Origin of the sequence: Halobacterium hubeiense, assembly GCF_001488575.1 — an archaeon.
GTDB lineage: Archaea > Halobacteriota > Halobacteria > Halobacteriales > Halobacteriaceae > Halobacterium > Halobacterium hubeiense.
The window spans coordinates 1,259,694-1,281,024 of sequence record NZ_LN831302.1; the positions used below are offsets into that span (position 1 = coordinate 1,259,694).

At 66.4% G+C, this 21,331-nt stretch carries 25 protein-coding genes, 1 tRNA gene and 1 pseudogene; 16 read left to right on the plus strand and 11 right to left on the minus strand.

Annotated features, from left to right (window positions below):
* Positions 1-36 precede the first annotated feature (36 nt).
* The gene (gene sod / locus HHUB_RS06505; RefSeq protein WP_059056773.1) at positions 37-639 is read left to right on the plus strand and encodes a superoxide dismutase; all 603 of its coding nucleotides are present in this window, start codon (positions 37-39) and stop codon (positions 637-639) included.
* Between the two features lie 29 nt (positions 640-668).
* Here sod and HHUB_RS06510 read toward each other — a convergent pair whose 3' ends face one another.
* A complete protein-coding gene (locus tag HHUB_RS06510) occupies positions 669-1,124 on the minus strand; it encodes a DUF7522 family protein (protein ID WP_059056774.1) in 456 nt (151 codons plus the stop codon).
* A 103-nt stretch (positions 1,125-1,227) separates the two neighbouring features.
* On the opposite strand from HHUB_RS06510, the gene HHUB_RS06515 reads away from it, so the two are divergent.
* Positions 1,228-1,503 carry a DUF5827 family protein gene (locus HHUB_RS06515; protein ID WP_059056775.1) on the plus strand — a complete coding sequence of 92 codons (276 nt, stop codon included), beginning with the start codon at positions 1,228-1,230 and terminating at the stop codon, positions 1,501-1,503.
* Between the two features lie 45 nt (positions 1,504-1,548).
* Here the strand turns inward: HHUB_RS06515 and HHUB_RS06520 are convergent, their stop codons facing one another.
* Positions 1,549-2,121, minus strand: coding sequence for an MBL fold metallo-hydrolase (locus tag HHUB_RS06520; RefSeq protein ID WP_059056776.1), 573 nt, complete (start codon positions 2,119-2,121; stop codon positions 1,549-1,551).
* A gap of 60 nt (positions 2,122-2,181) precedes the next feature.
* A complete protein-coding gene (locus tag HHUB_RS06525) occupies positions 2,182-2,520 on the minus strand; it encodes a cupin domain-containing protein (RefSeq protein ID WP_059056777.1) in 339 nt (112 codons plus the stop codon).
* Positions 2,521-2,608: 88 nt separating this feature from the next.
* Between HHUB_RS06525 and thyX the strand changes: the two genes are divergently transcribed.
* Entirely contained in the window at positions 2,609-3,352 is a 744-nt protein-coding gene (gene thyX, locus HHUB_RS06530; RefSeq protein WP_059056778.1) for an FAD-dependent thymidylate synthase, read from the plus strand.
* On the opposite strand, the gene HHUB_RS06535 is transcribed toward thyX, so the two are convergent.
* A complete protein-coding gene (locus HHUB_RS06535) occupies positions 3,349-3,906 on the minus strand; it encodes a fibronectin type III-like domain-contianing protein (RefSeq protein WP_256943853.1) in 558 nt (185 codons plus the stop codon). The genes thyX and HHUB_RS06535 overlap by 4 nt on opposite strands.
* Positions 3,880-4,206 (minus strand): annotated as a pseudogene (locus tag HHUB_RS17505) (glycoside hydrolase family 3 protein); the annotation flags it as partial. The gene HHUB_RS06535 and the pseudogene HHUB_RS17505, both read right to left, overlap by 27 nt.
* Positions 4,207-4,395: 189 nt before the next feature.
* Here HHUB_RS17505 and HHUB_RS06540 point away from each other — a divergent pair.
* A tRNA-Glu gene (locus tag HHUB_RS06540) sits at positions 4,396-4,470 on the plus strand.
* A 252-nt stretch (positions 4,471-4,722) separates the two neighbouring features.
* The gene (locus HHUB_RS06545) at positions 4,723-5,385 is read left to right on the plus strand and encodes a helix-turn-helix domain-containing protein (protein WP_059056780.1); all 663 of its coding nucleotides are present in this window, start codon (positions 4,723-4,725) and stop codon (positions 5,383-5,385) included.
* A gap of 72 nt (positions 5,386-5,457) precedes the next feature.
* Here the strand turns inward: HHUB_RS06545 and HHUB_RS06550 are convergent, their stop codons facing one another.
* From HHUB_RS06550 to HHUB_RS06560, 3 genes are all read right to left on the minus strand, one after another.
* On the minus strand, positions 5,458-5,949 hold the full coding sequence (locus HHUB_RS06550) for a redoxin domain-containing protein (protein ID WP_059056781.1): 492 nt from the start codon (positions 5,947-5,949) through the stop codon (positions 5,458-5,460).
* Positions 5,950-6,100: 151 nt separating this feature from the next.
* Positions 6,101-7,153 (minus strand): two-component system sensor histidine kinase NtrB, encoded by a 1,053-nt coding sequence (locus HHUB_RS06555; protein ID WP_059056782.1) that lies wholly within the window; start codon positions 7,151-7,153, stop codon positions 6,101-6,103.
* 90 nt (positions 7,154-7,243) lie between these two features.
* Positions 7,244-7,423: a hypothetical protein gene (locus HHUB_RS06560; RefSeq protein ID WP_059056783.1), complete on the minus strand. Its 180-nt coding sequence runs from the start codon at positions 7,421-7,423 to the stop codon at positions 7,244-7,246.
* A gap of 222 nt (positions 7,424-7,645) precedes the next feature.
* On the opposite strand from HHUB_RS06560, the gene HHUB_RS06565 reads away from it, so the two are divergent.
* From HHUB_RS06565 to HHUB_RS06580, 4 genes are all read left to right on the plus strand, one after another.
* Positions 7,646-8,299, plus strand: coding sequence for a helix-turn-helix domain-containing protein (locus HHUB_RS06565; protein ID WP_059056784.1), 654 nt, complete (start codon positions 7,646-7,648; stop codon positions 8,297-8,299).
* A 176-nt stretch (positions 8,300-8,475) separates the two neighbouring features.
* On the plus strand, positions 8,476-8,676 hold the full coding sequence (locus tag HHUB_RS06570) for a DUF7835 family putative zinc beta-ribbon protein (protein ID WP_059056785.1): 201 nt from the start codon (positions 8,476-8,478) through the stop codon (positions 8,674-8,676).
* Between the two features lie 269 nt (positions 8,677-8,945).
* Positions 8,946-9,569, plus strand: coding sequence for a PH domain-containing protein (locus HHUB_RS06575; RefSeq protein WP_082687189.1), 624 nt, complete (start codon positions 8,946-8,948; stop codon positions 9,567-9,569).
* Positions 9,566-10,162 (plus strand): PH domain-containing protein, encoded by a 597-nt coding sequence (locus HHUB_RS06580; RefSeq protein WP_059056786.1) that lies wholly within the window; start codon positions 9,566-9,568, stop codon positions 10,160-10,162. The genes HHUB_RS06575 and HHUB_RS06580 overlap by 4 nt, the downstream gene beginning before the upstream one ends.
* 18 nt (positions 10,163-10,180) lie before the next feature.
* On the opposite strand, the gene HHUB_RS06585 is transcribed toward HHUB_RS06580, so the two are convergent.
* The gene (locus HHUB_RS06585) at positions 10,181-12,688 is read right to left on the minus strand and encodes a PAS domain S-box protein (protein ID WP_059056787.1); all 2,508 of its coding nucleotides are present in this window, start codon (positions 12,686-12,688) and stop codon (positions 10,181-10,183) included.
* A 273-nt stretch (positions 12,689-12,961) separates the two neighbouring features.
* Between HHUB_RS06585 and HHUB_RS06590 the strand changes: the two genes are divergently transcribed.
* Genes HHUB_RS06590 through HHUB_RS06605 form a run of 4 tightly spaced genes read left to right on the plus strand, consistent with a single transcriptional unit; the run spans position 12,962 to position 17,268 of the window.
* Positions 12,962-14,356: an ABC transporter substrate-binding protein gene (locus HHUB_RS06590; RefSeq protein ID WP_059056788.1), complete on the plus strand. Its 1,395-nt coding sequence runs from the start codon at positions 12,962-12,964 to the stop codon at positions 14,354-14,356.
* 7 nt (positions 14,357-14,363) lie between these two features.
* On the plus strand, positions 14,364-15,257 hold the full coding sequence (locus HHUB_RS06595) for a carbohydrate ABC transporter permease (protein ID WP_059056790.1): 894 nt from the start codon (positions 14,364-14,366) through the stop codon (positions 15,255-15,257).
* A 5-nt stretch (positions 15,258-15,262) separates the two neighbouring features.
* Positions 15,263-16,129, plus strand: coding sequence for a carbohydrate ABC transporter permease (locus HHUB_RS06600; RefSeq protein ID WP_059056792.1), 867 nt, complete (start codon positions 15,263-15,265; stop codon positions 16,127-16,129).
* 5 nt (positions 16,130-16,134) lie between these two features.
* The gene (locus tag HHUB_RS06605) at positions 16,135-17,268 is read left to right on the plus strand and encodes an ABC transporter ATP-binding protein (protein ID WP_059058220.1); all 1,134 of its coding nucleotides are present in this window, start codon (positions 16,135-16,137) and stop codon (positions 17,266-17,268) included.
* Between the two features lie 280 nt (positions 17,269-17,548).
* Here HHUB_RS06605 and HHUB_RS06610 read toward each other — a convergent pair whose 3' ends face one another.
* Together HHUB_RS06610 and HHUB_RS06615 are read right to left on the minus strand one after the other, a co-directional pair.
* Complete coding sequence (locus HHUB_RS06610) at positions 17,549-18,061, minus strand: HTH domain-containing protein (RefSeq protein ID WP_059056793.1); 513 nt, start codon at positions 18,059-18,061, stop codon at positions 17,549-17,551.
* Between the two features lie 308 nt (positions 18,062-18,369).
* Positions 18,370-18,774 carry a helix-turn-helix domain-containing protein gene (locus tag HHUB_RS06615; protein ID WP_059056794.1) on the minus strand — a complete coding sequence of 135 codons (405 nt, stop codon included), beginning with the start codon at positions 18,772-18,774 and terminating at the stop codon, positions 18,370-18,372.
* 316 nt (positions 18,775-19,090) lie between these two features.
* Here HHUB_RS06615 and HHUB_RS06620 point away from each other — a divergent pair, with 316 nt between their 5' ends.
* From HHUB_RS06620 to rdfA, 3 genes are all read left to right on the plus strand, one after another.
* Positions 19,091-19,528, plus strand: a complete 438-nt coding sequence (locus HHUB_RS06620; protein ID WP_059056796.1) for a DUF302 domain-containing protein — start codon at positions 19,091-19,093, stop codon at positions 19,526-19,528.
* Positions 19,528-20,088 (plus strand): class I SAM-dependent methyltransferase, encoded by a 561-nt coding sequence (locus tag HHUB_RS06625; protein ID WP_059056797.1) that lies wholly within the window; start codon positions 19,528-19,530, stop codon positions 20,086-20,088. The genes HHUB_RS06620 and HHUB_RS06625 overlap by 1 nt, the downstream gene beginning before the upstream one ends.
* Positions 20,089-20,725: 637 nt before the next feature.
* The gene (gene rdfA, locus HHUB_RS06630; protein WP_059056798.1) at positions 20,726-21,328 is read left to right on the plus strand and encodes a rod-determining factor RdfA; all 603 of its coding nucleotides are present in this window, start codon (positions 20,726-20,728) and stop codon (positions 21,326-21,328) included.
* Positions 21,329-21,331 lie beyond the last annotated feature (3 nt).

Below are 21,331 nucleotides of genomic sequence, written 5' to 3' on the forward strand. Positions count from 1 at the left end.
GAACCGCTACGATGGTACTTCCCGGGAGACCGCACCATGAGTGACTACGAACTTCCACCGCTTCCGTACGACTACGACGCACTCGAACCGCACATCTCCGAGCAGGTGCTGACGTGGCATCACGACACTCACCACCAGGGCTACGTCAACGGCTGGAACAGCGCCGAGGAGACCCTCGAAGCCAACCGCGAGGAGGGTGACTTCTCCTCGTCGGCGGGCGCCATCGGCAACGTGACCCACAACGGCTCCGGGCACATCCTGCACTCCATCTTCTGGAACAACATGAGCCCGAACGGCGGCGGCGAACCCGCCGGCGCCCTCGCCGCGCGCATCGAGGAGGACTTCGGCTCCTACGAGGCGTGGAAGGGCGAGTTCGAGGCCGCCGCGTCCGCCGCGGGTGGCTGGGCGCTCCTCGTGTACGACAGCCACTCCGAGCAGCTCCGCAACGTCGTCGTCGACAAGCACGACCAGGGCGCTCTCTGGGGCTCCCATCCCATCCTCGCGCTGGACGTCTGGGAGCACTCCTACTACTACGACTACGGCCCCGACCGCGGCGACTTCGTCGACAACTTCTTCGAGGTCGTCGACTGGGACGACGTCGCGGACCGCTACGAAGAGGTCGCTGCGCGCTTCGAGTAGCGCCGCACATCCGCCGTTTTTCTTTCGCGCTACGCGTCGTCGGGAGCCACGGGTGCGAGCGCTTTTACGCCGTACTCGGCGGCGAGGTCGTGGACAGTGTCGGTGAGCGCGCCGAAGTCGTAGTTGGCGTCGTTTGCGTCCACGCCGACGACGACGCCGACCTGCGCGTCGTCCTCGGAGACGAACGTCCGGAACAGTTCCCACGTGTCAAACCCGCGGTGCGTGTACCGGAACTCCGAGTAGTGGAGGCGGTTGTACGTCTGTCGCGTGACGAAGCCGTAGCGCTCGTTGTCGAGGTGTTTCTCCACGTCGACGTCCTCGATTCGGTCGGCGACGTCCTCGCGGAGGTACAGCGACTGCTGGGTGTGTTGGTCGAGCACCCAGACGTCGCGGAGGTTGTCGCCGAGCGCGTCGCGGAGGGCGTCGACCAGCGCCGCCTTCGCGTCGTCGAGAGCCGACTGCGGCTGCGTGTCGTGCGTTGTCATGCGGACCGCTCGTCCGTGGTTGCGACAGACGCCCGGATAAGCGTTCCCCAACCCGGGGCACCGCCACCGGGGGTTTTTTCGTCGCGACGCCCGACCGTCGGGTATGCCCGTTCCCAAGGACGACTTCGAGGCGCTCCACCCGTGTGACTTCTACACGCCCGCGGAGCTCCTCGACGCCGACGAGATGTACACCGTCTACGAAATCGCGCGGCTCCTCCAGGACCTGGAGGCGGACGCGGAGCTGGACCCGAACACGGAGAACGTCCTCCTCGACTGGGCGATTCCGTGGATTATGCGCCACAGCGACGACCTCGTCGTCGCCGAACCGCGCGAGGACGACGAGCCCGGCTACTACGGCGTGAAACCCGACGACGCCTGACGCGCTTTCTCCGCACCGGTACGCCGAGTTTTGGAGGGGTAGAAACTACTGTCGGGCGGCCCGCGCCGCCAACTCCACGTTCTCGATTGCGCCGTCCGTGACGCTCGGGCCGTGGCCGGCGTGCATCACGTCGAGGTCGCCGACGACGTCGAGCACGCGCTCGATGCTTCGCACGAGCGTCGCGCGGTCGCCACCCTCCAGGTCGGTGCGGCCGAACGCGCCGTGCGCGAACACGAGGTCCGCGGCGAACAGCACGCCCGCGTCCCGCGAGTAGAACACGAGGTGGTGTGGCTCGTGGCCGGGCGTGTGCAGGGCCTCGTAGTCGTGGTCGCCGATGGTGACCGTGTCGCCGTCCGCGAGTTCGTGGTCCACGCTGTCGATGTTCGCGTCGAACCCCCAAGCGTCCACGTCAAAGGCGGCTTTCACGTCGTCGAGGTTGCCGACGTGGTCGGGGTGGGGATGCGTGAGAAGCACCGCGTCGAGGTCGTCAACGCGCTCGCGGACGGCACCAACGGCGTCGAAGTTCGCGCCGGGGTCCACGAGGACGGTGCGTTCGCCCTCCACGAGGAAGGCGTTGCTCGTGAACGCGTCGACGCCGGCGGCGAGATTCGTGACCATACTCCGGCTACGCCGTCGCGCACTTAGACGTTGCCGGGACGAGAGCGCAGGCGGAGGCGGTCAGCGCGGCGCGCCGACGAGCACGAGCTCGGAGTAGTGGTCGCGGTTGCGAATCTGTCGGGTCTCCTCGGCGTCGATGCGGAGGGCTTCGCGCTCGTCCAGGGAGACCGTCTCGCCGCCGAACTCCACGTCCACGCCGCCCTCGACGACGTAGTAGACTTCCTCCTGGCCGGAGTCGCGGTGGTCGTGTTCCATCCCCTCGGCGTTGGGCTCCATCGTGAACAGCGTGAACGCCACCTCGTCGGTGTCGAGGGGGTCTTTCATGCGGAACATCTTCGCGCGGGCGTCGTCCGGCAGCGCCGATTCGGCGTCAGCTATCGTCGCCTTCTCGTAGGGCATGGGGGAAGCTGCGACGGGCCGACACTTCTTGCTGGTGGCCGCGCGCTTCGGAGCGTTTTAGTCCGCGGCGCGAGCATCCACGTCCAGTATGCGAGTACGCCTTCTGGACGCGACCGACGACCCCGAGGAGCTCATCTGCCAGGGCGCGCGCAACGACTACATGAGCGAGTGGGTGGCCGAACAGGACTTCGAGGAAGCGATGGACGGCGTGGAGGGCGACGACGTCGAGGAGCAGAAGGCGAACTTCCTCGCGAAGCTCCTCAAGCGCGGGCACTACGGACCCTTCGAGCACCCGAGCGCGACGTTCGCCATCGAGGGGATGAGCCGGTCGTGCATGGCCCAGCTCACTCGCCACCGCCACGCGAGCTTCGACGTGCAGTCGATGCGCTACGTCGCCTTCGACGAGGTGGACCCCGCGGACGTCGAGGACGGCGAGATGGTGGTGACGCCGCCGTCCGCCACGGACCCGGACTGGGTCGGCCGCAACCAGAAGGCCGACGACTTCGACGAGGAGGACGTCGAGAAGCGCGAGGAAATCTTCCAGCGGTCGGTCCGCCAGTCCGTCGAGGACTACCAGGAGCTACTGGAGCTCGGGATGCCGCCTGAGGACGCGCGGTTCGTCCTCCCCATCGGTACCGAGGTGAACGTCGTCGTCACGCTGAACCCGCGGTCGCTGATGCACATCGCGGACATGCGCGCGGCGGCGGACGCCCAGTGGGAGATTCGCGACCTCACCGAGCAGCTACTGGACCTCGCCGCCGAGTGGTGCCCGCACACCTTCGACTACTACGAGGCGGAGATGAAACACCGGAAGAACCGGCTCGCGCCCTAGTCGTCGCCGCGGAGCCGCCCGACGACGCTCGCGGTGACCGCCGCGGCCGCCGCGACCACGCCGAACCCGGGCGCGCTCCCGGCCGACTCTGATTCCGTCTCCGTCCCGGTTTCGCTCTCGGTCTCGGTCGTCGTCCCCGCCGACTGTTGGACGGACTCTCTGAGTTCGATTCGTTCGGTCGCGTGCACGTCCCGCGAGGACGCCGCAACCGAAACCTCGTACTCGCCGTAGTCGACCGCCCACTCGTCGGCCTCCTCGTCCCAGTAGCGGAACGCCTCCCGGTCGATGTCCACGGAGACGGTCTCGGTCTCGCCGGCCGCCACGTCCACCTTCTGGAACCCTGCGAGTTCTTTCGGCGGGCGTTCGACGCTCGAATCGACTGCGCCGACGTACACTTGGACGGCTTCCGCGCCGTCCCGGTCGCCGGTGTTGGTCACGTCCACGCTCACGGTGAGGCCGTCCTCGGGGGTCGTCGCGGCCCTCGAGACGGACGCGTTCTCGTACTCGAAGTCGGTGTAGCTGAGGCCGTGGCCGAACGGGAACAGCGGCTCCACGTCGTTCGCGTCGAAGTGCCGGTAGCCCGCGAACACGCCTTCGTCGTAGTGGACGGTGCCGTCCACGCCCGGGAAGCCGCGCGCGCCGTCCGGCAGCGACGCCACCTCCTGCGGGAGGTAGTCTTCGAGGGATTCAGCGAACGTGACCGGCGTCTTCCCGGAGGGGTTTGTCTCGCCAAATAGGACGTTCGCGAGCGCGCGGCCGCCTTCCTGCCCCGGGAACCACAGTTGGAGCACGGCGGGCACGGCCGACAGCCACGGCATCGCCACCGGCGACCGAACCGTCACCGTCGGAATGGTCGGCGCGTTCCTCGAAGACTACGAGGCGACGAACGTGGTGCTGCGCGACGGCGAGTGAACGCGCCGACAGCCCGGCACCCGGTTGCGACCGCCCGAACGGAGCACCCCCGACGCGTGTGTGGGACTCTGCCAGCGCGACGCCGAGACGAAACCGTTATTTGTACCTCGCGGCTACGAAGGAGTGGACGCGCTCCGTTGGTGTAGTCCGGCCAATCATCTTGCCCTCTCACGGCAAGGACCAGGGTTCGAATCCCTGACGGAGCACTCCCTTCCTCTCGCCGGTTCCGAAGTGGTCAGCCGCGGCTTCTGATGGTCGGCGCGTTCCTCGTGAGCGTCGCGGTCAGGGCGTGTTTCGAGTGGGTGACGTGGGTAGGTAACCGAATCACCTGACCGGGGAGTCGCTTCTCGTGGTCGCACTTAGACTGGGGGTCGAATATGTTCCCACGAACCTCCTTTTGGGTCGTCCGGCTAGGCGGTGGTAGACCGCGACTCTCGCGAGCCCTCTCCACCAAACGCATGCCATACGTGAAACTCAGTATTACCATCCCGGATCTGGTCTGGATGAGCGACCTCTCACAGGCGTTCCCCGAGACGGTGTTCCGCGTCACCGCCGCCACCGTGAACGACGACGTCGGCGTCGCGCACATCGACGTTCACGGCGAAGAGAGCACGGCCGTCGTGGAGTCGTTCCGCGACTACGACGCCGTGACCGACCTCACGGTGCTGGACGACGGGCCGAAGGCGACCCGGGTCCAACTCGAAACCACGTCCCCGCTCATGCTGCGGTCGATACAGGACTCCGGCGTGCCGCTGCAACTGCCGTTCGAGGTCCAGGACGGCGAACTGCTCTTGGAGCTCACCGTCCCGTCGGGCACGATGACGGACCTGACCGAGACGCTCGGCGACTACGGCATCCCCTACACCGTCGAACGCGTCAGCCAAGACACGGACTCCGGGTCGCTTCTGACCGAGCGCCAAGCGTGGGTGCTCGACAGGGCCGTCGAGCGAGGGTACTACGACACGCCCCGCGAGACGACGCTCGCCGAACTCGCCGACGACCTCGGGATGGCGAAGTCGACGTGCAGCGAACTCCTCCACCGTGCCGAGGGACACGTCATCAAGGACTACCACACCGACACCGAGACCACCGAGACGGAGACGCCCGCGCTCTCGGACTGACGAGTCGGAGCGAGATACCGCCGCTCGTCTGGGAGTCGGGTTCGGATGCGGCGGCGCTCGCTCGTGACCTCGTCACGTGACTGGGTCCTCCACGAGTGAACGCACGCTCTGGATGAGTTCGTCGTAGTTGGGGGCGGTGTAGGCGTCTTCCGTGTGCCACTTGTAGCGGATGTCGTGTGACTCGTCGAGCGTGAGCAGCGCTCGCTTGGGGACCCCGGAGTGGTGTTCCCACTCGTCGTACGCGAGGTCGAACTGCTCGACGACGTCGCCCTCGGTGTCGCTGAGCAGCGGGAACGGCAGGTCGTACTCCTGAATGAACTGCTTGTGGGCGTAACAGGAGTCCCGCGAGATGCCGAGGACGTCGACGTTCTCGGTGAACGTGAGGTACTCGGCGTCCCGGAACTGGCAGAAGACCTCGGTGCAGACGGGGCTGAAGTCGAACGGGTAGAACACGAGGACGGCCGCGCCCTCGTTCGTGTGGTCGCTCAGCCGGTACTTCCTGATTTCCTTGCCTTCCGTACCCGGCAACGCGAAGTCGAAGGCCGACTTTCGGTCACTAATCACAGTATCATGTTGTCTTGGTACCAGTTAGCACTCGTGGCTGGTCAACAATGACACTTATCTACCACCGCGGGAGGGAAGCGACCGTCGCCCGGGATTGCGGCGGCTCCGTGCGAACGCCGGCGGCTCGCGCGACCGCCCGCCCCAGTCCCGGTCAGCAGAGGAACTCGATGCCCGTGATTTCGAATCGCGCGCCGCCCGTCTCGGCGTCAGCGGCCGTTACGTCCCAGCCGTGGGCGTTCACAATCGTGCGGACGACCGAGAGGCCGTATCCGTGGCCGTCGTCTCGCGTGGTGAACCCGTGGTCGAACACCTGCTCTTTGTGTTCGTCGGCAATCCCCGGGCCGTCGTCCTCGACGTAGAAGCCGTTGTCGAGCTGGCCGACGCGCACCGTCACGTCGGTGCCGCCGTGTTCGATGGCGTTCCGGAAGAGGTTCTCGAACAGCTCGCAGAGCCTGTCCGGGTCGCTGCTCACCGACTGAATCGGCTCGTAGTGGAGGGTCGCACTGGGGGTGGTAGACAGCGTCTGCCACGCCATGTCGACGACGTCACCGATGTCGGTCGGGTCCGGGTCGGTGACGACGTCTCCCTGTCGCGCCACCCGGAGCAGGTCTTCGACGAGTCGCTCCATCCGGTCGGTCGTCTCCTCGATGGTTTCGAGGTGTTTCTCGTCGCCGGTCTCCTCGTATCGCTGGAGATACCCGTCGATGATGCTCAGCGGGTTCCTGAGGTCGTGCGCGAGGATGTCGGTGAACTCCTTGAGGCGGTCGTTCTGCCGCTCTAGCATTCGCTCGTACTCTTTGGTGGTCGTGGTGTCCTGGCTGATGGCAGCGTAGCCGTCGAACGTCTCGTTCCACAGCGGCGACAGCGTCAGCGTCCCCCAGAAGACCGAGTCGTCCGCGCGCCGATGCCAGTGTTCGACTTCGACGGTGTCAGTGGCCGGCCGCTCGAAGAAGTCCGCCGGGAGCGAGTTCGAGTCACCGCTCTCCTTGTCGGCGAACAGCGTGCGCACGTGGCGGCCGAGCGCCGTCTCCGTGTCGTATCCGTAGAGCGCTTCGGCGGGCGCAGACCACGTGGTAATCTCTCCGTCGGCGTCGAGCATGAAAATCGCGTGCGTGGCCGCGCCTTCGATGAGGTGGCGAGCGACCGTGTCGCTCGGTTCGGACCCATCGGCCCTGGGGGCGTGCGGACCGGGTGAATCCGTCATACGGACATATTGCCCCCCGCCGGAGAACGGTTTCGGGTTGGCGTGCCATGGGGTTCAAACCGGTTCGCGTCCCGTCACTTCAGTCGCGCGCTACTCGGCGAGTTCGACGACCACGACTTCCACGTCCGGGCCGGGGTCGTCGCTGCGGTACTCCCACGCTCCTCGTGGGTCGATGTCGTTCCGGCGCGCGGCGAGAAGTACTCGGCCGAGTGCCGCCTCGAAGTCGGCCGTGTTCGATAGCCCGTCGTCGGGAGTGAAGTCGGTTGTCATGAGTGGTGGACACGCGCCGACTGCGAGGTGCTGGCGTGGGGTTCGGGGGTCGCAGTGGTGTGTCTCGGTATCGTCTGGTACGCCCTCGCACGGGAAAACACCACCGAAACCCATGGTACACCATGCCCAAAATATCCGGCGGGCTCGGCCACCTCGGTCGTTGACTCAGTTCCGGGTGAACGGGCGTCTTTACGCGACTGCGGGCGAATGGGGAGGTATCTAATGAGCGTCATCGTCGAGTTGGTCGTTCCGTCTGACGCGTTCGAGCTGGGGCAGATTCTCCGGGTCGAGGAGCCGACGCAGGTCACGGTGGAGACGATGGTGCCGCTGGGCGGGAGACCGACGCCGTTCGTTCGAGTCCGAAACGACGCGCGTGGGAGCTTCGAGCGGTCCGTCCGCGAGCACGCCTCGGTCAACGAGGTGCAGCTCGTCAACATCCACGACGACGAATCGCTGTACGCGCTGAACTGGGAGCCCTCGGAGTCGTCGCTCCTAGCGATGGTTCTCGAACTGGACGCAGTGCTGCTCGGCGCGACCGGGACCGCGGACACGTGGGGGCTCGAAATCAGGTTCCCGTCACACGACGCGCTCTCGGAGTTCCAGCAGTACTACGTTGGAGCGAACATCGACGTGTCAGTCGAACGCATCTACAATCCCACGAAGCCGGACGCCGGCCCCTGGTACGGGCTGACCGCGACCCAGCGCGAGACGCTCATGCGCGCCGTGGAAGCGGGCTACTACTCGCTGCCGCGCCAGCTGTCCACCCAAGACCTCGCGGACACCTTCGACGTCTCCGACCAGGCGGTCACCGAGCGGCTCCGGCGGGGCATCGAAACCCTGGTAATGAACACGCTGTTGGTCGACGAGCAATCCTGAGCCCCGAGCCTACTGTGGGTGGTGGATAGGCTGCTTGGTGTACGAGGGTGTAATAAATTGTCGTCTCGGAACAATGTACGTAGTGTGCGTGGTCCGGGCGATTAGCGAGCACGAGAGAGCGTCCCAGCGCCCACCGCGAAGCGAGTACCACGACCACCGTACCGGAGCCCACTACCATGGCCAAACCAACCCCCGCGGACGACGCCATCCGAGAACAGTGTACGACCTGTGAGAAGACCCGTCCACACGACGTCACCATCGAACTACTGACCGAGAGCGGGAAAGACACGAACCGGAAGTTCTTCAGGGAGCCCTACCACATCGCCGAATGCCGCAACTGCGGGACGACGACGAAACTCCGGCTCAACAACGCCTGAGGCCGGTCCGCCGCCACGCGCGCCCCCACGGACGACCCGATTCGTAGTTTCTCGCCCGAAGCGACGTCCGATTCGACCCCCAGAGGACGTAGCCGTGCGCATGTCGACCGCTGTCGGCGGTCGCCAGATAGCGATTCTCGCGGCGGGCATCGCGGTGATTCTCGGCGGCCTGCTCGGCCCCGCCGGCGGCCTCTAGGGACTGCCCGCACCGCGATTCAGTGCGTGCGTGACGGGCGAACCTTCTTGCCAGCGGCCCGGGAAGGACGAGTATGTCCCAGCCCTCCCAGTCGGACGCCGCCGAGATGGACTGGCTGACCCTCGACGACGGCGAGGAAGTCGTCTGGTCGGGGAAGCCCCACAAGAGTAGCCTCGTCCCTGCACTCATCGTCGGCGTCCCGCTGTCGATTATCCTCGTCGGACTGCTCATCATCGGGTCGGCGTACCTCTACCGCGAGAACACGCGGTACGTCGTCACGACAGACGCGCTCTACCGGAAGTCCGGCGTGCTGTCCCGGGACGTCCAGCGCATCGACTTCGGGAAAGTCCAGAACACGTCGTACAGTCAGGGCTTCTTCGGCACGCGGTTCGGGTACGGCAACGTCGACGTCTCCACCGCGGGCGGCTCCGGGGTCGAGATGCAGTTCCAGTCCGTCCCCGACCCCCGGCACGTGCAGGAGACCATCAACAAGCGCGTGAAGGCGACTCGGGGCGACGCGGGTTCGGAGTCCGAGGAGACGAAGGCGGACGTACTCGACGAGATTCTCGACGAGCTCCGCGGCATCCGAGCGACGCTGGAAACCCGAGAGCGCGCCGACACGACTGGTGACGCCGGTAAGTCCCCGGACGAAACGCTGTTCGAGGAGGACTCGAACACTGGTCCGCTCGACGAATGAACGGGGAGCGAGCGACCGAGCCCGTCGATGCGGCGATTCCAATCGGCGAGTCCGAGACCGTCGTCTGGACCGGGCGACCGCGCGTCACCGTCGTGCTGCCGGCGGTCGTCGTCGGTCTCACGCTGGTCGTCGCCGGGCTCGCCGGCGCCATCCTGAGCGACTCGTGGCTGCCCGCCGCGCTGGTGCCGGTCGGCGTGGCCGTCCCGGGGTGGCGGTACCTCCGGAACCGGCGCACGCAGTACGTGATTACTGACGACGCCCTCTACAAGAAGACGGGCGTGTTCTCGCGGGCCGTGGCACAGGCCACGCTGCGCACCGTGCAGAACAGCGCGTTCTCCCAGTCGCTGACCGGGTCAGTGTTCGGCTACGGCTCCGTCGAGTTCGAAATCGCCGGCGGCGGCCGGTTCACGTACCGGCGAATCGGCGACCCCCGGGAGGTCCGCGCGCTCGTGGACGAAGCCGCCGGCGACACCGACGCCGTCTCCGGCACCGGGCGCGTCGAGCAATCGGTTCCGGGCAGCATCGAACAGTGGCGGGCCGTCCGCGAGGAAGTCCGCGCGCTCGGCCGACTCGTTGACCGGCGCGCGGAGTGAATCGGTCGCGCGGGATAGCTACGCGTCGGACTCGACGCCGGTGACTTCGAACCGCGCGCCGCCGTCGCCTTCGGTCGCCTCGACCCGCCAGCCGTGCGCCTCCGCGACCTGCTCGACGATGCTCAACCCGAATCCCGTCCCGTCCGGGTCCTCGGAGTAGCCGGCTTCGAAGACGTCCACGTCGTCACCAGTGGGAATCCCCGCGCCGTCGTCCTCGACGTAGAAGCCGTCCGCGAGGTCGCCGACGGTGACAGTGACGTCGCTCCCGCCGTGTTCGGTGGCGTTCGCGAGGAGGTTCTCCACGAGCTGCTGGAGGCGACTGCGGTCCGCGAGGATTCGCCGCGTGGTCTCGACGCGGAGCGTGGCGTCGGCGGTCGCGACGTGGCGCCACGCCTCCTCGATTAGGTCGCCGAGCTCGACCGGTTCCCAGTCGCGGACCGCCTCGCCCTTGCGCGCCAGCGTCAGCAGGTCCTCGATGAGGCCGTCCATCCGCGCGAGCGACTCGGCGGCCTGTTCGAGGTTCTCGCTGTCCCGGTCGGCGCGCACGAGCTTCACGCGGCCCTTCGCGACGGCCAGCGGGTTGCGGAGGTCGTGGCTGACCACGGACGCGAACTGTTCGAGGCGCTGTTCGCGGTGTTTCCGGTCCGTGATGTCCCGTGCGATGCTCAGCGCCGCCGCCTCGCCGCGGTACGAGACGACGCTGGAGTTGATTTCGACGGGAATCTCGCGGCCGTCGCTGGTCTCGTGGACGGTCTCGAACACCTGCGTCTCGTCCTCGGGCAGCCGCTCGATGAGTTCCAACACCTCGCTCTCGCCGTGGCTGGCGTCGATGTCGGCCGGACTCATCGACAGCAGTTCGTCCCGCGAGTACCCCGTCTTCTCCACGGCGGCGTCGTTGGCGGCGACGAACTGGCCGTCCGTGTCCATCACCCACGCCATGTCGTTCATCCCGTTGAACAGCGTCTCGTAGTCCTGTCGCGCCTGCTCTAGCTCTCGCTCGCGGGTCTGCTGTACGGTCACGTCCTGGACGGCGCCGCGAACCGACACCACCTCGCCGTCCTCGACGACGGGCCGGCCCTGACTGCGCACCCACCGGAGTTCACCGTCCGGCCGCCGGAGCCGGACGGTCACGTCGAAGCTCTCGCCGTCTTCGAGCGCGCGGTGCAGCGCGTCCTCGACGATTTCACGGTCGTCCTCGTGGTAGACGTCGAGGGACTCGTCCAGCGACGGCGCTCGTTCGCAGTCGACGCCGAGGAGGTCGTAGAGGTGGTCTGTCCAGTACATCTCCATCGTCTCCGTGTCGAGCTCCCAGCCGCCGACGCCCGCGATTTCCTTCGCCTGCCCGAGGAGATCGTGGGCGCGTTCGAGCTCCGCTTCGCGGGCGTGCTTCCCGGAGATGTCGCGGCCGATGCTGGCGAACCCGAGGTCGTCGCCCTCGTCGTCGACGAGCCGCGTGAGGACGAACTCGTAGGGGACGCGCTCGCCGTCGGCCGCGAGGACGTCCACCTGTACCGTCGCCGTGCCCGTCTCCAGCACCGCGTCGAGGGCGTCGGACACCTCGGCTCGCTGGTCTTCGGGGACGAACGCGGTCGGCTTCGCTCCCGTGACGTCGTCGGCCGCGGAGCCGGTCACGTCGAGGACTTGCTCGTTCCAGCGATGGAGCCGGAACTCCGTGTCGAAGACGAGGAAGATGTCGTCGAGCGCGTCGAGGGTCTGCTCGACGAACGCTCGCTCCTCGCGGAGTTCGCGCTCGTGGGCCTTCCGGTCGGTGATGTCGCGGACGAACCCGACGATGCGGTCGACGTTCCCGTCGGCGTCGAGCACCGGCTTGCTGTCCGCGCGCACCCAGCGCTGTTGGCCGTCCGGGCGAATCACGCGGTACTCGACATCCCCGACGGTGCCCGCGGAGACCTGATTCATCGCCTGCTGCACGTCGTCCCGGTCCTCGGGATGTACGTGTTCCATGAACGCGGTCGCGTCGGCTTCCAGTTCGTCCGTGGGCAGCCCCCAGATGTCTTCGAACGCGGAGTTGACGAACAGGAGTTCGCTCCAGTCCGCGGAGAACATGTAGAGGATGTCGTCGGTCTTCTCCGCGAGCTGGGTGAGCTTCTGCTCGGTCTCGTCGACCCGTCGCCGGGCGCGCGTCTGCTCGACGGCGTTGACGATGCGGTTCGCGAGCACGGCGTACTGGCTGGTGCCGCCTTCCTTCTGGAGGTAGTCGGTGACGCCGGCGGAGATGGCGTCGCTGGCGACTTCCTCGGAGCCCTTCCCGGTGAAGAGGATAAAGGGGAGGTCGGGGTACTGTTCGCGGACGGCTTCGAGGAACTCGATGCCGTTCTTCCCCGGCATGTCGTGGTCGGAGACCACGCAGTCAACCTGATTGTCGCGGAGGTACGACATCGCCTCCTCGGGGTTCGTGGTCGTGTGGACGGTGAAGCGGTCGTCTCGACGAGTGAGGAATTCGCTGGCCATCTCCGCGAACCCCGGCTCGTCGTCGACGTGGAGAATCTCCATCCCGGCGGCCATTGGTCACTGTCAATCTCGCGGACACGTAAAATTATTCATCATTCGCCCGGAGTGGCCTCGCACACCGCCGACAGCCGCGAGCAGTCCGGCGACGCGTCACTAGCCTGTTCGCTGAGGCCCACAATTCCCGGCGCGTGTCCCCTCGCTGGCGGTGGACTAGGGGCGGGAACGTCGCCCCGGGTTTGGTGAGCAATATAGCACTACCGAATAGTTGCAATCGATACGTGTCCCTCATATAAGCATTCTTCCGGTGGTACAGTCCTGCACTACCTGATGCAACACCCCAAGCGGGTAACAGGTGACGGCGTGTCGCGTCGACGATTCATCGCGGGCACGGGCGCGGCCGGACTCGGCGCGCTCGCGGGCTGCAACGGCCTCAACGCCATCACCAGCGGCGGGTCGAACAGCTCAAGCGGCGACCTCACGCTGGACTTCTGGCACATCTTCGGCGACGAACTCGGCGCCACACTCGAGGAGATGGCCGCGGAGTTCTCCGACCAGACCGACGGCGTAACCATCAACGCCGTCAACAACGGCGGCTACCGCGACAACCTCAATCAGGCGCTCCAGGCCTCGCGCGCCGGCGACCCGCCGGGCATCGTCCAGATTTTCGAAATCGGGACGCGGCTCGCGCTCGACAGCGACGCGTTCACGCCAATCGGCGACCTGCTCCCCGAGGACGAAATCGACTTCGACGACTTCCTGCCGTCGGTGCTCAACTACTACCGCATCGATGGCACGCTGAACTCGATGCCGTTCAACTCCTCGAACACCATCATGCTCTACAACAAGACCGCGTTCGAGGAGGCCGGCCTGAACCCCGAGTCGCCGCCGCGGAGCCTCGCCGAAGTCCGGTCGGCCGCCGAGACCATCGTCGACCAGACGGACATGGAGCAGGGCATCACGTGGCCGAACCACACGTGGATGCAGGTCGAACAGCAGTTCGCGAAACAGGACCAGGTGCTGGTGAACAACGAGAACGGGCGCGCCGGCCGCCCGACGGAGACGAACTTCAACACCGAGGCGGGGCGGAACGTCTACGAGTGGTGGAAGGGGATGGCCGACGCCGGCCTCTACCTCAACCCCGGCATCGAGGCGTGGGGGGAAGCCCGGCAGGCGTTCCTCACCGGGAAAGTCCCGATGCTGTGGGACTCCACGTCGAACATGGTGTCGATGCGGACCGGCGCCGAGGAGAACGGCTTCGAACTCGGGTCGGCGTACCTCCCGACGCCGAACGGGGACAACACCGGCGTCGTCATCGGCGGCGGGTCGCTGTGGGTACCCGACGCCCTCTCCGACGCCAAGAAGGAGGCCGCCGGCGAGTTCGTCGCGTACCTCACGCAGACCGAACAGCAGGCGCGCTGGCACCGCAACAGCGGCTACTTCCCGGTCCGACAGAGCGCAATCGACCAGCTCACCGAGAACGGCTGGTTCGACGAGAACCCGAACTTCCGCACGGCCTTCGACCAGCTACAGGACACCGAGGACACGCCCGCGACACGGGGCGCCGTCATGGGCGTCTTCCCCGAAGCGCGCACCATCAACGAGGAGCTCTCGGTGAGCATCGTCAACGGCGAAGTGAGCGTCGAAGAGGGGCTCTCCCGGATGGACACGCAAGTGCAGGAGGCCCTGAACAGCTACAGCGGCTCCTACGACGGGAGCGAGTGACGACGCCATGTCGACGCAACCAAAGCCGTTCGACTCGACGCGGCAAGCGGCGCTGTTGTTGCTCCCGACAGTCGTCGTGCTCGTCGCGTTCCTCTACTACCCCGGGCTGGAGACGTTCAGGCTGAGCCTCTACAGGACGCTGTTCCTCGGCCAGCAGACCACGTGGGTCGGGCTCGGGAACTTCGCGGAGCTGGCGACCTCTGCGGCCTACCGGCACAGCTTCCTCGTCTCGATTCTGTTCGCCGCCGTCGTCGTCGCCGGCACGCTGGCGGTGTCGCTGGCGGTCAGTTACATGGTGTTCACCGTCGAGGTCGGCTCCTCGACGTACCTGATTGCGGCCATCTGGCCGTACGCGCTCCCGCCGGCGGTCGCCGCCATCCTGCTGAACTTCATCCTCCACCCGAACCTCGGCATCTTCACGCACTACCTGGAGGTGTTCACGCCGTTCACGCTCGACTGGTTCAACAGCGGGCCGCAGGCGTTCGCGGTCGTCGCGGTCGTGGCAATCTGGAAGCAACTGGGGTACAACATCATCTTCCTCGTCGCCGCACTCAACAACGTCCCCGAGACGCTCACCGAGAACGCGAAACTCGACGGCGTCGGCCACCTCCGGCTCCTCCGGAAGGTCTACCTCCCGCTGGTCGCCCCGACGATGGTGTTCCTCGTCGTGATGAACACCATCTACTCGTTCTTCTCGACGTTCCCGCTAGTCGATTTGATGACCAGCGGCGGCCCCGGCGACGCCACGAACCTCCTGATATTCAAGCTCTACCGCGACGCCTTCGAGTTCAGTAGTCTCGGACTCGCGTCCGCCGAATCCGTGGTGCTGTTCGTGCTGGTGGCCGTGCTGATGTACGTCCAGATTCGCGTGACCGAGGGCTACGCCCACTACGGAGCCTGATACCCATGGCGACCGAGACAGACCAACCGACGGCGCGCTCGGCGCGGTTCACAGACCGGCTCCCCGACCACGTGCCGATGCACCTCGGGCTCGTCGCCGCAATCGCGCTGATGGCGTCGCCGCTCGTGCTCGCGGTCGTGATGAGCACGCAGACCACGACGGAGGTCTACCAAGTGACGAACGTCGGCATCGGCAGTCAGGGCCTCAGCAACTATCAGGCCGCGCTCACGGAGTACAACTTCACCACGTACATGGTCAACTCCCTCGTGATGAGCGTCGTCATCGTCGTCGCGAAGGTCGCGCTCTCGTTGCTCGCGGCGCTCGCGCTCGTCTACTACGAGCTCCCCTACGAGCGCGCCATCTTCATGTTCATCCTCCTCACGCTGCTGTTGCCGGTGCCGGTCCGCATCGTCCCCCTGTTCCAGCTGATGGCGGACCTCGGGTGGACGAACACGCTGCTGGCGTTGACCGGACCGTACGTCGCCAGCGCCACCGCGGTCTTCCTCTTCCGCCAGCACTTCATGTCGATTCCCGACTCGCTGATCGAGACCGCGCGCGTCGACGGCGTCGGCCCGCTGCGGTTCCTGTTCGGCGTGCTCGTCCCGATGTCCCGGGGCATGATTGCCGGCGTCTGCGTCATCACGTTCATCTACGCGTGGAACCAGTTCCTCTGGCCGCTGGTCGCAGTCACCAACAAGAGCAGTCAAGTCGTCCAGGTCGGCATCCGCTACATCCAGGGGTCTGCGCAGGCCGGCCTCACGCAGTGGGGTCTGATTATGGCCGCCGCTGTCCTCGCGTTGCTCCCGCCGCTGTTCGTGTTGCTCGCGCTGCACCGCCCGCTCCTCGAAACGTTCGCCATTCAACAGAAGTGACCGAGATGAGCACCATCACACTCCAAGACCTCGAAAAGCAGTACGACGACGTCAGCGCCGTCGAAGGAATCGACCTCGAAGTCGAGGACGGGGAGTTCCTCGTCGTCGTCGGCCCCTCTGGCTGTGGGAAGTCCACCACGCTCAGAATGATTGCGGGCTTAGAGGACGTCACCGCCGGGACCATCACCATCAGCGGCGAGGACGTGACCGCCCGGCCGCCGAAGGACCGCGACATCGCGATGGTCTTCCAGAACTACGCGCTGTACCCGCACATGACGGCCGCCGAGAACATGAAGTTCGGGATGCGGTCGGTCAGCGAGTACTCCGACGCGGAAATCGACGAGCGCGTGGCCGACGCCGCGGACACGCTCGACATCGCGGACCTCCTCGACCGACGGCCGGAGGCGCTGTCCGGCGGCGAACGCCAGCGCGTCGCCATCGGGCGGGCGCTCGTTCGGGAGCCCTCGGTGTTCCTGCTGGACGAGCCGCTGAGCAATCTCGACGCGAAGCTCCGCGTGCAGATGCGCGCGGAGCTGTTGAAGCTCCACCGCGAGCTGGACGCGACGACGGTGTACGTCACCCACGACCAGACCGAAGCGATGACGCTGGGCGACCGCGTCGCCGTGCTGAACGACGGCCGCCTCCAGCAGGTCGCGTCGCCACAGCGGCTGTACGACTTCCCCGAGAACCGGTTCGTCGCCGGGTTCATCGGCGAACCCGCGATGAACGTCGTCCCCGTGGAAGTCCGGGAACGCGGCGGCGACGTCGTCGCCGACCAGGGCGGGTTCGTCCAGCCGCTCCCGAACGGGAACGCCGCCGCCGAACTCGTCGGCCAGCAAGCCGCGTTCGGCGTCCGCCCGGAGGACGTCTCGCTGGCCACGAACCTGCCGGCCGGCGCCGCGACGTTCCGAGCGACCGTGACCGTCCGGGAGCCGCTGGGCGAACTGCTGTTGTTGCACTGCGAGGTCGGCGGCGCCGAACTCCAGGTGAAAGTCGAACCGCGCAGCGACATCTACTCCGGGGACACCGTCGAACTCGGGTTCGACGACCAGCGGCTCCACCTCTTCGACGACACCGGCGACGCGGTGTACCACTCCGCCACCCAGCCCGACCCGCGGCAGACGGTCTCACCGGAGTGAGCCAAGGACTCTTCGACGGTCGAAGCAGGTCACTGGGTGGGACAGTGAACGTGCGCCGGCCAGAGGAGGGCGAACGGACGTGCAGGTGGATGTCAGAGGCCGCCTGCGGGAGCCGACGCACTCGGAGGGAGCCACCCCACGGAGATAATCGGTGGGGCGGAGTTGCAGACCCTGCGACAAGCGGATAATGTTGCTGGATGGGGGACGGTGCGTCGGTCACCCGACGGAACCGGCTGTCGTCGCACTGCGAGCGTGGTCGCGGCGCGGAGTCGCGAACGCCTTACGAGGTCAGTGGCGCTTCGAGTCGGCCGACATCGAGTTCCAGTTCATTCGCCTCGTGGTCGATAGCCTCGATTTCGCCGCCGACGACGAGAGCGGTCTTCGGCGTCGGGCCGACCAGAATCGGGTCGCCGGTGCCGAACTCGTCGATGGAGTCGGCGAACGCCACGCGGGCGCGGCACTGCTCGGGGTGGTTCACGGCCGTGAAGTCGATTTCGGTGACGGTGACGTCGGTGCGGGCGTAGTCGTGGGCGAGCGTCAGGTCCGCCGTGCCGTCGCGCGACTGGTCGTCGAGCGCGCGGTAGGCCTCGGCGGTCGGCTTGTACCCGCCCTTCGGGCCGGTGATGCCCTCGACCAGGTCGAGCGCGCTCAGGCCCTGCAGGTCGCTCCTGACCGTTCCCGGGTGACAGCCGACGGCGTCGGCGATGTCGTCGCCGGAGATTGGCGATTCCTCGCTCTGGTAGTGGCTGACGATGCATTCGAGGACGTCCGTTTGCCGGTCGGTCAACTCCATCCCAATCGTATCGGACCGAGGCGCGGCGGGGAGATATGCGTTTGGTCCGACCCGGCTCGCGCGCCGACCCACAGTCGCCGCCGGTGCCACCGGCCGGCGACTCCCCCGTCGTGCTCGTCACCGGCTAAACAGACGAGTGCCGGGACCGCACACGCCCGCGAAGCAGCCAGTGTTGTATTAATCTCACACTACCTGTCGGTGGGCAGCCGGTCGCCGGAGCGGAACCACGGTCGTCAGTCAGCGTTCCCCCACCGGAGAAAACCGCGAGAACGCCCGTGGACTCCGCGGGACAGGTGCTTTCGCGCGGGTTAGCTCTCCGCGGACTGCGGGGCGCCGTCGGCCTGCTCGTACTTGGTTTCGAACTCCTGGATGAGTTGCCCCATCTTCGCGTACCAGTCGTTGAGCATCCGCTGCATGTCGTCGGTGATTTGGGCGGGGTCGTTCGGCGAGTAGACGTGGTAGTAGCCGCCCTGCTCGTAGTTGACCTGCTCTTTCTCGATGAATCCGGTCTGGAGGAGCCGCTGAACGGCTCGATAGGCCGTCGAGCGTTCGCGGTCGACGACGTCCGCGAGCTCGTCGACGGTCATCGGCTCGTCCGCCTCGACCAGCGCCTGGAAGCACTCCTTGTCCAGTTCCTTGAGGCCGTGGAAACACTCCAGCAGCCCCTCGCACTCCATGTCCCGACGGAGCTGCTCGGACATCGAATCTGGCATTAGTATCACGCGGACGTAGTGACCGTGCAGGGATAAGATTTTTGTATAGATTGCACAATCTCGCGCTATCAGGGCCCGAGCTCCGGGAACTCGTGGGCGGAGTGTCCCGGAGACCCGCCGCCGCCCGGCACCCGGCCGATCTTGGAACAGATACACGAGGCGTAATGGGACTCCGCGCGCCGCTGGCCGCCGCCGAGTGACTGGGCGGCCTACTCGCGGCAACCAATCACCGCTCCATCGTAGCAAGACTTGCTGTGCTTCGCCCGCGTCCAGTCGAAGAAGTTTTGTCCTCTACGCCCAATACCCTACACGAACAATGATCCCTATCGACCCCGCAGACATCGACCCCGAGGACTACGGCGAGGCCCAGACGACGCTGGAGATGGACCACGAGGCGGCAGTCGAACACGTCCGCGAGGTGTTCGCGGACGCGGGCTTCGGCGTCCCCGTGGAGTTCTCCCCCTCGGAGATGCTCAACGAGAAAATCGACGCGGACCGCGACCCCTACTACGTGCTCGGCGCGTGCAACCCCGAGTTCGCGGACCGCGCGCTCGACGCGACCGACAACCGCCTCGGCGCGCTGATGCCGTGCAACGTCGTCGTCTGGGAGGAGGAGCCCGGCCGACAGCGCGTCTACCACGTCTCCATCATGCGCATCGCGCGGCTGCTTGGCCTCGACGCCGACGAGGACGCCATGGCGGACATCGTCGCCGAGACCGGCGAACTCGTCGACGAGGCCTTCGAGAACCTCTGATGGGCCACCACACGTTCGACGCGTCGCGCGCCGACAAGCTCGAAGACGCCGCGCGCCGATACCGGTTCCTCTCCGCGGAGGAACTACTGGGCGCGCTCGCACTCGACCCCACCGACGCCGTCGTTGACCTCGGCAGCGGAACCGGCTTCTACACCGACGACGTCGCGCCACACGCCGGACAGGTGTACGCGGTGGACGTTCAGGAAGCGATGCACGACTACTACCGACAGAAGGGCGTCCCCGACAAGGTCGAACTCGTGACCGGCGGCGTAGATGACCTCCCGTTCGAGACCGGCAGCCTCGACGCGGCGTTCGCTACGATGACCTACCACGAGTTCGCGAGCGCCGCGGCGCTCGCGGAAGTCGCGCGAGTGCTGGACGACGCCGCGACGCTGGTCGTCGCCGACTGGGCGGCCAGCGGGAGCGGCGATGTCGGCCCGCCGGTCGCGGAGCGATACACTGCCGACGACGCGGCGGACGCGCTCCGCGACAGCGGCTTCGACGTCGAAACGCGGGCCGTGCGACCGGAGACCTTCGTCGTGGTCGCGACCCCGGGCTGAGGGCGGAGTTCCGCCGTGGTCGCTCCGTTCTACGAGCGATTAGTTCGACGGTCACGCGACGCGACCCCACCCAACGCTCCTCGCCGTGAAGAAATATACGAAAGCATAGATGACTAGCGTTCAGTCAGATACTAATTGTGAAAATCGGAAGCGGTTCGGTGGGTGGGACCGCACGTTCGAGCGGCGGGGTCTTCGAGAGCCGCGCCTCTCGCGCGGTAGGAGTGAATCAGTCGATTAGCCCCTCGTGTTCCGGTTTCGTGTACTTTGTCACTCGCCGAGTCGCTGTCACCGGTTCTCCGCAGAGCCGAATCCACGATGGGAAAGTCTGCGAGAGAACGAGCATCTGAATGCCCCAATTTCCGGCACAGCAACGATTTTCTCGGGTATTACGTGCTGTAGTGGTCGCGTGTCCACGGCCTCGGTCGTCAAAGTCCGACGACAGACCGCGACCGTCACCGAACGAGGTTTGAACGGGAAACTACCAGTATTCTTTGTATTCTCTGTATTCGATAGGACTGGTAATCATACCGTGAGTCGGGACGCCTCGTCGCGGTTCGGCGTCCGACTGTAAGGGACCAGCTCACTCGCAGAGTATTACACCGATACAGTTGTAACGATGGAGCGAGTGGGTTGACGCATGAGTGAGTCGTCGCGGCCCAACAGCAAGGTCGCACGCGTCATCGAGCAGTACGACCTCGGCGGCATGGGCGAACAACTGGAAGTCGCGTGGACGGGCGAGCACGGCGAGCGGACGAGCCTCCGCGACCTCGCCGACGAGTTCAACCGCGCGGTACTGGACGCGGCCATCCGGCGCTCGGACGGCGCCGTCCCGGAGACGGACGTGCAGAGCGCCTACCAGACGCTAACCGGCGACGACGTCTCCAGCGCCGACCGGATGCGCAAGCAGCGCGAACTCGAATCCATGGGCGTGGACGTCGACGCCGTCCAGTCGGACTTCGTCACCCACCAGGCGATTCACACGTACCTCACGGAGTACCGGGAGGCCGAGCTCCCCGACCAGTCCAGCGATCCCGACCAGAAGGCCGAGATGCTCGAACGCCTCCGCGGCCGGACCGCCGCGGTCACCGAGTCGACCGTCGCAGCGCAGGTGTCAAGCGGCGAACTCAGCAAGCGCGACTACGACGTCATCGTGGACGTCCGAGTCATCTGCGGGGACTGCGGCACCGACTACGCCGCCGGCGAACTCGTCCGGCAGGGCGGCTGCGACTGCACCGTGTGACCC

Bases quoted from the DNA above. Each gene is read 5' to 3' on its own strand.
- sod (WP_059056773.1), top strand. From the start codon at position 37: ATGAGTGACTACGAACTTCCACCGCTTCCGTACGACTACGACGCACTC.
- HHUB_RS06510 (WP_059056774.1), bottom strand. From the start codon at position 1,124: ATGACAACGCACGACACGCAGCCGCAGTCGGCTCTCGACGACGCGAAG.
- HHUB_RS06515 (WP_059056775.1), top strand. From the start codon at position 1,228: ATGCCCGTTCCCAAGGACGACTTCGAGGCGCTCCACCCGTGTGACTTC.
- HHUB_RS06520 (WP_059056776.1), bottom strand. From the start codon at position 2,121: ATGGTCACGAATCTCGCCGCCGGCGTCGACGCGTTCACGAGCAACGCC.
- HHUB_RS06525 (WP_059056777.1), bottom strand. From the start codon at position 2,520: ATGCCCTACGAGAAGGCGACGATAGCTGACGCCGAATCGGCGCTGCCG.
- thyX (WP_059056778.1), top strand. From the start codon at position 2,609: ATGCGAGTACGCCTTCTGGACGCGACCGACGACCCCGAGGAGCTCATC.
- HHUB_RS06545 (WP_059056780.1), top strand. From the start codon at position 4,723: ATGCCATACGTGAAACTCAGTATTACCATCCCGGATCTGGTCTGGATG.
- HHUB_RS06555 (WP_059056782.1), bottom strand. From the start codon at position 7,153: ATGACGGATTCACCCGGTCCGCACGCCCCCAGGGCCGATGGGTCCGAA.
- HHUB_RS06560 (WP_059056783.1), bottom strand. From the start codon at position 7,423: ATGACAACCGACTTCACTCCCGACGACGGGCTATCGAACACGGCCGAC.
- HHUB_RS06565 (WP_059056784.1), top strand. From the start codon at position 7,646: ATGAGCGTCATCGTCGAGTTGGTCGTTCCGTCTGACGCGTTCGAGCTG.
- HHUB_RS06570 (WP_059056785.1), top strand. From the start codon at position 8,476: ATGGCCAAACCAACCCCCGCGGACGACGCCATCCGAGAACAGTGTACG.
- HHUB_RS06575 (WP_082687189.1), top strand. From the start codon at position 8,946: ATGTCCCAGCCCTCCCAGTCGGACGCCGCCGAGATGGACTGGCTGACC.
- HHUB_RS06580 (WP_059056786.1), top strand. From the start codon at position 9,566: ATGAACGGGGAGCGAGCGACCGAGCCCGTCGATGCGGCGATTCCAATC.
- HHUB_RS06585 (WP_059056787.1), bottom strand. From the start codon at position 12,688: ATGGCCGCCGGGATGGAGATTCTCCACGTCGACGACGAGCCGGGGTTC.
- HHUB_RS06590 (WP_059056788.1), top strand. From the start codon at position 12,962: ATGCAACACCCCAAGCGGGTAACAGGTGACGGCGTGTCGCGTCGACGA.
- HHUB_RS06595 (WP_059056790.1), top strand. From the start codon at position 14,364: ATGTCGACGCAACCAAAGCCGTTCGACTCGACGCGGCAAGCGGCGCTG.
- HHUB_RS06600 (WP_059056792.1), top strand. From the start codon at position 15,263: ATGGCGACCGAGACAGACCAACCGACGGCGCGCTCGGCGCGGTTCACA.
- HHUB_RS06605 (WP_059058220.1), top strand. From the start codon at position 16,135: ATGAGCACCATCACACTCCAAGACCTCGAAAAGCAGTACGACGACGTC.
- HHUB_RS06610 (WP_059056793.1), bottom strand. From the start codon at position 18,061: ATGGAGTTGACCGACCGGCAAACGGACGTCCTCGAATGCATCGTCAGC.
- HHUB_RS06615 (WP_059056794.1), bottom strand. From the start codon at position 18,774: ATGCCAGATTCGATGTCCGAGCAGCTCCGTCGGGACATGGAGTGCGAG.
- HHUB_RS06620 (WP_059056796.1), top strand. From the start codon at position 19,091: ATGATCCCTATCGACCCCGCAGACATCGACCCCGAGGACTACGGCGAG.
- HHUB_RS06625 (WP_059056797.1), top strand. From the start codon at position 19,528: ATGGGCCACCACACGTTCGACGCGTCGCGCGCCGACAAGCTCGAAGAC.
- rdfA (WP_059056798.1), top strand. From the start codon at position 20,726: ATGAGTGAGTCGTCGCGGCCCAACAGCAAGGTCGCACGCGTCATCGAG.